This window comes from Microcoleus sp., from assembly GCF_049646505.1.
Lineage (GTDB): Bacteria > Cyanobacteriota > Cyanobacteriia > Cyanobacteriales > Microcoleaceae > Microcoleus.
Genome location: NZ_JBARVX010000229.1, coordinates 1 through 2347, shown reverse-complemented (window position 1 = coordinate 2347; position 2347 = coordinate 1). Strand labels below are relative to the sequence as shown.

Annotated in this window: 4 protein-coding genes and 1 pseudogene; all 5 read left to right on the top strand. The window is 43.5% G+C overall.

Annotated features, from left to right (window positions below):
- Positions 1 to 120 precede the first annotated feature (120 nt).
- A complete protein-coding gene (locus WBA89_RS12405; RefSeq protein ID WP_373536482.1) occupies positions 121 to 345 on the top strand; it encodes a DUF2281 domain-containing protein in 225 nt (74 codons plus the stop codon).
- Positions 345 to 749, top strand: a complete 405-nt coding sequence (locus WBA89_RS12400) for a type II toxin-antitoxin system VapC family toxin (RefSeq protein WP_424406764.1) — start codon at positions 345 to 347, stop codon at positions 747 to 749. Before WBA89_RS12405 ends, WBA89_RS12400 begins: the two co-directional genes overlap by 1 nt.
- A gap of 18 nt (positions 750 to 767) precedes the next feature.
- On the top strand, positions 768 to 992 hold the full coding sequence (locus WBA89_RS12395) for a hypothetical protein (RefSeq protein WP_424406762.1): 225 nt from the start codon (positions 768 to 770) through the stop codon (positions 990 to 992).
- 309 nt (positions 993 to 1301) lie between these two features.
- Positions 1302 to 1979: a DNA-binding response regulator gene (locus WBA89_RS12390; RefSeq protein ID WP_424406760.1), complete on the top strand. Its 678-nt coding sequence runs from the start codon at positions 1302 to 1304 to the stop codon at positions 1977 to 1979.
- A gap of 80 nt (positions 1980 to 2059) precedes the next feature.
- Positions 2060 to 2347, top strand: a pseudogene (locus WBA89_RS12385) (hypothetical protein); the annotation flags it as partial.

The window sequence follows — 2347 nt, the reverse complement described above, 5'->3', positions numbered from 1 at the left end:
GAGTAGGGGGCAAGCTAAGGGGGGATCGAGCTTAACCCAAGCGTATTGGTATATAATTAAGATAGAACAGAGCAGAGTCAAAGCTATGTCAATTAAAGCAAAAACGGAGGAGAAGAAACAATGAATTTAGAGCAAGCAGTTTTAGATAAGTTGCGCGGAATGCCCCCGAATCAGCAGCAAGAAGTTTTAGATTTTGCTGAATTTCTTCAGCAAAAAAACATTCTCAAACGACCTCTAAAAAGCGTCAAAGGGTTGTGTGCTGACTTAAAAGTAGATATTACGGAAGAAGACATCGCCCAAGCCCGACAAGAAATGTGGGGAAATTTTCCCAGGGAGATTGTTTGATGCCCTCAGTCGTAGCAGATACCCATACGCTAATTTGGTACATTTTTGAACTGCCAAGATTGTCGCCAGCAGCATTAACAGCATTAGAACAAGCGGTTAATGAGGGAGATTTTATTTACTTTTCGGCAATTACAATTGTAGAAATTTCTTACTTGATTGAGCGAGGGCGTTTGGCAGGCGAGGTGCTGACAAGAGTTTTAAATGCTGCGGACGATCCAAATGTGGGGATTGTGCTAGCACCTTTGGATCGCAATATTTCGGCAACTATTCAACAAATTGACAGGGCAACGGTTCCTGATATGCCAGACAGGATTATTGCAGCCACTGCTTTATCTTTGAGTCTTCCGTTAGTCACCCGCGATACTAAAATTCAAGCGTTAACAACTATTCAGACAATTTGGTGAATATGAGGGGGATTTACCATGCAAGAGACTGAGTGGGAGTTTGCGGAAATCTGGGCTGATACTCTGATATCTCATCCTTATATCCTGATGTTTGTTAAGGAAGTTTCAGGGAAGTTTTGCATTCACGATTCGGCACAAAACTATAAAGTTATTTTTTCTAGTGACAATTACGAATCTGCTAAAATGTGGCTGCTAGAGTATGAATATGAACGTTTTAATAGTCGCATTTTGCAACAAGTATAAAATAAAGTGGTGTGGCACACATCCGCCAGGGGTTGACACCCCTGGCTAATAGCGAAAGTCGGTTGAAACCGACTGAAAATCCGAGATAAAAATGAAAAATTCTTTAGTCCTCTTTAAGAGGACTTTTGCTATGAGACAGGGGTTTCAACCCCTGGCGGACTATCGGAATAACCGAGGTTTCTCGCCACTCGCACCATCAAAGAAACCGGGTTTTTTCCTCAATCTTTGCAATGTTACGAAGTTGGTCGCAAAAACGCGGTACAATGATCGACTCAGATTGAACCCAGCCCTGACAGCAGTAGAAAAACCATGCAACCCGAACAAGAACAAGAGATTCTCAACCTGCGCGATCGCCAATTAACGCCCAAACAAATTGCCCGAAAGTTAGGATTGAAAGCATCCGAAGTCAGTACCTTTCTTCAATCTCATGCAGAACAAACAGCCCTCGCTAGCGCCGAAAAAGGAGAGTTATTGCCCGTTGCTCAATGTCTCGTGGATGTAAATTTTGCGAATGCCTTGTTGCGTAATGAAACCTCTGAAGCGGGCGGTTTGGGTTTAGTGGTGGTTACCCGTTCCAAGGGATACAATCGTTTTGTTGCAGCCTCTTATTTGATCGACTACTGGTGTTTGGGAGTCAAGGATGCCATCCCGCCACGTAACTGCAACGATAGCCAATATAAAAATTTCGTTCAGCTTTGTTACTCGCAGTTTATTCAAGAATACGAGGAGATTAGTTTAGAGCAAGCACAAGCCCTGGTTTGGGGCGCGATCGCTTATGCCAAAACATTAGGCTTTGAACCGCATCGCGATTTCGAGCAGTCGAAGGCTCATTTAGGAGAATCAACCAGCGAAATTTGCTTGAAATTTGGTCGCAATGGAAAACCTTGTTATATTGAAGGGCCTCACGATAATACAACGAAAATTATCAATACGCTCAAAAAGTCTGTGGGAAATGGTAATTTCGACTTCTTGCACGGGATTGGGTAGAAATTGATACGGGGGAGCGTCAACCGCCAAACCACCAATCATGGTAAAATAAACATCGGTGTTACTGACAACTCCCCACAATGGACGAAACCCGCGCCCAAGCTTATCTACAATTGATTAACACGCTGCTGACTTGCCCCAACGGTGAGGAACCGCAGATTTTACTGGCTAACTTAGCATTGGGAGATTCGGGGTTTCTGCAAGTTTGCGAGGTAGTAGCAGAAAACTTGGCAGAGGAAGGACAGGAAAATCACGCTAATTTTTTACGGAATTTGGCCAGTCAGCTACGGCAATTCTTGGGGATGAATGATGAGGGAGATAGCGATAACTCTGAAGGTAAAAATCCTCAAGAGTATGCAAACTTTATC